Here is a 5,183-nt window from a genome sequence, read left to right as displayed (position 1 = left end):
CGAAGTGGTGCTATGTTTGCTCTGATATTTTCTTTTGGGATAAACATGATAAGTTATTGGAATAGTGATAAAATAGTTCTTAAAATGTATAAGGCACAAGAGGTAGAAAAAAATTCTGAAGTATACTCTATAGTAAGGGAGTTAGCAGAAAGAGCTGATCTTCCAATGCCAAAAGTATATATGATCAACCAGTCACAACCAAATGCATTTGCAACAGGAAGAAATCCAAAACATGCAGCAGTGGCAGTAACTCGTGGAATCACAGAAATTTTAGATAGAAATGAATTGAAGGGTGTTTTAGCCCATGAATTGGGTCATGTGCATAATAACGATATATTAATCGGAACTATTGCTGCATCTTTTGCTGGAGCCATTGCATATCTGGCTACTATGGCAAAATGGGCTGCTATATTTGGAGGAAGAGATGACGAGGATAAAAATCCTATAGCTCTTATTGGGATAGCTATATTTGCTCCAATGGCAGCAATGTTAGTTCAGATGGCAATTTCACGTACTCGTGAATATAAAGCTGACAGATATGGAGGGAAATTAGCAGGAAATCCATTGTATCTAGCTTCTGCCCTAAAAAAATTAGAGATATGGAGTACTAGAACACCTATGGATGCTAAACCGGCAACGGCACATATGTTTATTATAAATCCATTAAAGGGAAAGAATATGGCAAAATTATTTAGCACACATCCTTCTACAAAGGTTAGAATAGAAAAATTAGAAGAACAAGCTAGACAATTATAAGATATGTAAAAGAACGTCTTTCCAGGACGTTCTTTTATATTATATAGACAATTATAATTTTTTTAAAATCCTAATCTTAACACCGGACCAGCTTGTCATATTGCTAATTTTTTATAATCATGTTACAATTTAAATTGTTGAAATTACGATTATATAGGAGAAATAAATTGAATAACAAAAAACAAAAAGGATTTCATTCAAGAAATCCACATTCAGGAAGATATGACTTTAAGTCTCTTGTAGAAAACTCTAAAGGATTGAAAAAAAATATAAAAAATAGCCCAAGCGGCGACAATACAATTGATTTTGGAGATGAAAAAGCAGTTCTAGAATTGAACAAAGCTCTACTCAAAACTTATTATGGTATTGAAAATTGGGATATTCCAAAGGGATTTTTATGTCCTCCTATCCCAGGAAGAGCAGACTATATCCACCATATTTCAGATCTAGTACCAAAATCTAAAAAAAATGTTAAAGTTTTGGATATTGGAACAGGTGCAAGCTGCATCTATCCGATTATTGGAAATAAGTCCTATGGATGGAAATTTATAGCTTCAGATATAGATCCTGTCTCGGTGGAAAATGCAAAGGAAATCGTTCAGAAAAATAATTTAGAAGATAGCATAGTTATTAAACTTCAAGCTGATAAAAATAGTTTCTTTAAAGGGATTATAGATGAAGAATATGTAGATATAACCATGTGTAATCCACCATTTCACGCCTCTTTAAAAGAAGCCTTATCTGCCAACAAACAAAAAAGAGATAACCTAAATAAACCTAGGTCCTCTAATTTGAGTGAAAAATTAAATTTTGGAGGTCAAAAAGCAGAGCTTTGGTGCAAGGGTGGAGAAATTTTATTCTTGAAAAAAATGGCCAAAGAAAGTCTTTTGTTTTCAAAGAAAGTGGGATATTTTACTTCCCTCATATCTAAGGGAGAAAATGTGAAACCCATGGAAAAGATCTTAAAAAAATTAGGTGTATCGAATATCAGAGTCATAGAGATGATTCATGGAAATAAAATATCTAGAATTATTGCTTGGACCTTTAACTCAAAAAAATAAAAAAGCAATGTGACGTTAGGTTCAGAAAGTTAAATATTATTAAAGAGGCTTGTTTCTTATGTTTTATAAGAAACAAGCCTCTTTTTTTTCTTTTTTTATGACTTGATTTATTTTGACAGGGTGTTATTTTATTTATTTTATTATTTTTTTAAAACCCTTATTTTTATTGACTTTAGTTTGGTTTATCCCCCCTGTAGTATAGATCGATCAAAAATGCTTTCTCTGTTATTTTATTTAAAATTTCATGGATTATTCCACCATTTATTAGATGTTTTTGATGTCTTTTGAAAGAAAATGATTGAATTGTAATGAGAAGTATAATATAATGATTGTAGGTGATGTGAAATGATACAAATAAAACGAGAAGAAATAATAAAGTCAATATTAGAAATCAAAAAAATGGTAACCCTAAAAGAATTAACAGAAAAGTTAAAAACATCTGAATCAACAATTAGAAGAGATTTAGCAAGGATGGAAGAAAATGGAGTTTTGAATAGAGTTCATGGAGGAGCTCATATAACGAATATCTCCTATGAGAAAGATTTAGTTTCCAAAATTAGTCAAAATAATGAAGCTAAAGAGGATATAGCCTTCCTTGCCTCTACCTATATAAAGGAAAATGACTGTGTATTTTTAGATGCTGGGACAACTACAGAGTACCTTATAAAATATATGAGATCCAAGGACGTTACCGTAGTAACTAACGGAATCCATCATATAAAAGAGCTATCTAAATACAAGATAAAAAGTTATTTCACAGGCGGAGCATTAAAGCATAAAACAGGTGCATTGATTGGAAAAGATGCCCTAAAGACTATTGAAAGTTATAACTATGATATATCATTTATCGGTGCCAATTCCATAGATATCAAAGCTGGACTGACAACTCCCGATCCAGATGAGGCCCTAATAAAAGAAAGGGTTATTCAAAATTCTAAAGTTTCATATATATTGGCAGATCATACTAAATTTAATAAAATATCCTTTGCAAAATTTGGAAATTTAAAAGAAGTAAGGATAATTACAGATACTATTATAGATGAAAGATATCAAAGCATAGAAACAATTGAGGAGGTCATAAAATGATCTATATATTAACATTAAATCCATCTATAGACTATATAATAAATATAGAAAAATTTGTTCCTGGGGATATAAACCTTACAAAGTCAGAGTATAAATTACCAGGTGGAAAAGGAATAAACGTGAGCCAAGTTCTAACTAACTTACAAACTCCTAATACAACACTAGGATTTATAGGAGGATTTACAGGGGATTTTATAAAAGAATCTTTGGACAAAAAAAATATAAAACATGACTTTATAGAAGTCTGTGGTGATACCAGAATAAATATAAAGATGAAAGATAGTAGTGGTGAGAGTGAGATAAATGGAAATTCTCCTGAAATATCATCAGAAGCATTAAAAAAATTAAAAGAAAAATTAGGATCATTAATATCTGGAGATATTTTAGTTCTATCTGGTAGCGTTCCAAAATCTATATCTTCAACTATATACAAAGATATTATGACCGATACTTCTGATGGAGTAAAAGTCATATTAGATGCCAAAGGTGATGCTCTCTTAGAGGGTATTAAGGGAAAACCATATATGATAAAACCTAACAACCATGAATTGGGAGATATCTTTGATGTGAAATTAGAATCTATAGAAGATACTATTTTCTATGGGAGAAAATTACTTGATTTAGGAGCTCAAAATATAATTGTTTCTATGTCTGGAGATGGTGCAGTCCTTATAACTCCTACTACTACATATATGGCCAGTGCTCCAAAAGGGAAATTAGTAAACTCTGTAGGTGCAGGTGATTCTTTGGTAGCCGGTTTTACATATGGCATCTATAAAAATCTAGATATTGTAAAAGCATTTAAATTAGGCATAGCATGTGGAAGTGCATCGGCATTTTCAAATTTTTTGTGTACCCAAATAGAAGCAGATAAATTATTGAAAGAAATAACAGTAAAAAAATTATAAATAATTAAAAAAGATTCAATTATTTATTTTATCATAGACGACAAGGAGGAATAATATGAAAATTACAGATTTAATAAATGAAAGTAGTATTACTTTGAATTTAAAAGGAATGAAAAGAAATGAAATTATTAGTGAACTGTGTGAGTTACACTATAAAAATAAGAATATAAATAATTTAGAGGGGTATATGAAAGATATCTTAAAGAGGGAATCTCAAAGTTCAACAGGTTTAGAGGAGGGAATAGCTATTCCCCACGCAAAATCTAAATATGTAACAAATCCATCTTTAGTATTAGGAGTTTCAAAGGATGGAATAGACTTTGATTCTTTAGATGGAGAACCTAGCAACTTATTTTTTATGATAGCTGCTCCAGAAAATGCAAGCGATTCTCATATAGAAACATTATCTAAATTAACTACATTTTTAATCGATGACGACTTCAGAGAAGCTATTTTAAATGCTAAAACTCCTAAGCAAGTCATCTCTTTAATCAATAAAAAAGAGATAGAGGAGGGGGAAGATATAAATTTGGAAGTAGAAGCCACAAGCGGAAGTATCTTGGCAGTAACTGGATGCCCTACAGGGATAGCTCATACATATATGGCAGCAGATGCATTAAAGAAAAAAGCTGTGGAGATGGGAATAGATATCAAGGTACAAACTAACGGTTCTACAGGGATAAAGAATAAACTTACAGACGAAGAGATTCATAACGCTTCTGGTATCATCGTAGCTGCTGATACAGCTGTAGAAATGGATAGATTTGCTGGAAAACCTGTACTTATTGTTCCTGTAAAAGATGCAATCAAGAGACCTGAAGAATTAATTAATGATGCTCCTAAATCTCCTATATATAATGCAAGTCAAAATAATAAATCTAATAACGATAAGGCTCCAAAAAGAAACGGATTTTATAAACATCTAATGAATGGAGTATCCAATATGTTGCCATTCGTTGTAGGAGGAGGAATCTTAATAGCTGTCTCATTTATGTTTGGAATAAAAGCTTTTGATCCGACAGATCCTGATTTCAATAAATTTGCAAAATTCCTGATGGATATAGGTGGAGGAGGAGCATTTGCATTGATGGTTCCAATTTTAGCTGGTTTTATAGGAATGAGTATTGCAGATAGACCTGGATTTATGCCTGCCATGGTTGGTGGAATGATGGCAGTAGATATGGGTGGGCCTATCAATAAAGCGGCATTTACTTTTGGTATTGCAGCTATCGCTTCTGGAAATTATGCTCCCCATGCAGCAGTTATGACTGGTGGAGGGTCTGTCCCAAATTACGTGTAAATTACATTTCTTAGCTGATAGAGGGTATCTTAATTGGTACCCTTTTCATTTACCTATTTTTTTATAAATGTC

The 5,183-nt window shown here is 31.9% G+C and carries 5 protein-coding genes; all 5 read left to right on the top strand.

The window, feature by feature from the left end:
* On the top strand, window positions 1–756 hold a 756-nt coding region (locus V5784_RS01575; protein ID WP_336887295.1), incomplete at its 5' end, for a zinc metalloprotease HtpX.
* Between the two features lie 167 nt (window positions 757–923).
* Complete coding sequence (gene rlmF / locus V5784_RS01570; protein ID WP_336887294.1) at window positions 924–1,817, top strand: 23S rRNA (adenine(1618)-N(6))-methyltransferase RlmF; 894 nt, start codon at window positions 924–926, stop codon at window positions 1,815–1,817.
* Between the two features lie 345 nt (window positions 1,818–2,162).
* Complete coding sequence (locus V5784_RS01565; RefSeq protein WP_336887293.1) at window positions 2,163–2,903, top strand: DeoR/GlpR family DNA-binding transcription regulator; 741 nt, start codon at window positions 2,163–2,165, stop codon at window positions 2,901–2,903.
* Window positions 2,900–3,811 carry a 1-phosphofructokinase gene (gene pfkB, locus V5784_RS01560; protein ID WP_336887292.1) on the top strand — a complete coding sequence of 304 codons (912 nt, stop codon included), beginning with the start codon at window positions 2,900–2,902 and terminating at the stop codon, window positions 3,809–3,811. The genes V5784_RS01565 and pfkB overlap by 4 nt, the downstream gene beginning before the upstream one ends.
* A gap of 55 nt (window positions 3,812–3,866) precedes the next feature.
* Window positions 3,867–5,111 (top strand): fructose PTS transporter subunit IIA, encoded by a 1,245-nt coding sequence (locus V5784_RS01555; RefSeq protein WP_336887291.1) that lies wholly within the window; start codon window positions 3,867–3,869, stop codon window positions 5,109–5,111.
* The last annotated feature ends 72 nt before the right edge of the window (window positions 5,112–5,183 follow it).

The organism is Psychrilyobacter sp. (assembly GCF_037132775.1).
Lineage (GTDB): Bacteria > Fusobacteriota > Fusobacteriia > Fusobacteriales > Fusobacteriaceae > Psychrilyobacter.
Note: the sequence above shows the minus strand (reverse complement) of the source record. Positions and strands in the feature narration are given on the sequence as shown.

Excerpts from the sequence above, each read along its gene's own strand:
- V5784_RS01565 (WP_336887293.1), top strand. The coding sequence starts at position 2,163 with ATGATACAAATAAAACGAGAAGAAATAATAAAGTCAATATTAGAAATC.
- pfkB (WP_336887292.1), top strand. The coding sequence starts at position 2,900 with ATGATCTATATATTAACATTAAATCCATCTATAGACTATATAATAAAT.
- V5784_RS01555 (WP_336887291.1), top strand. The coding sequence starts at position 3,867 with ATGAAAATTACAGATTTAATAAATGAAAGTAGTATTACTTTGAATTTA.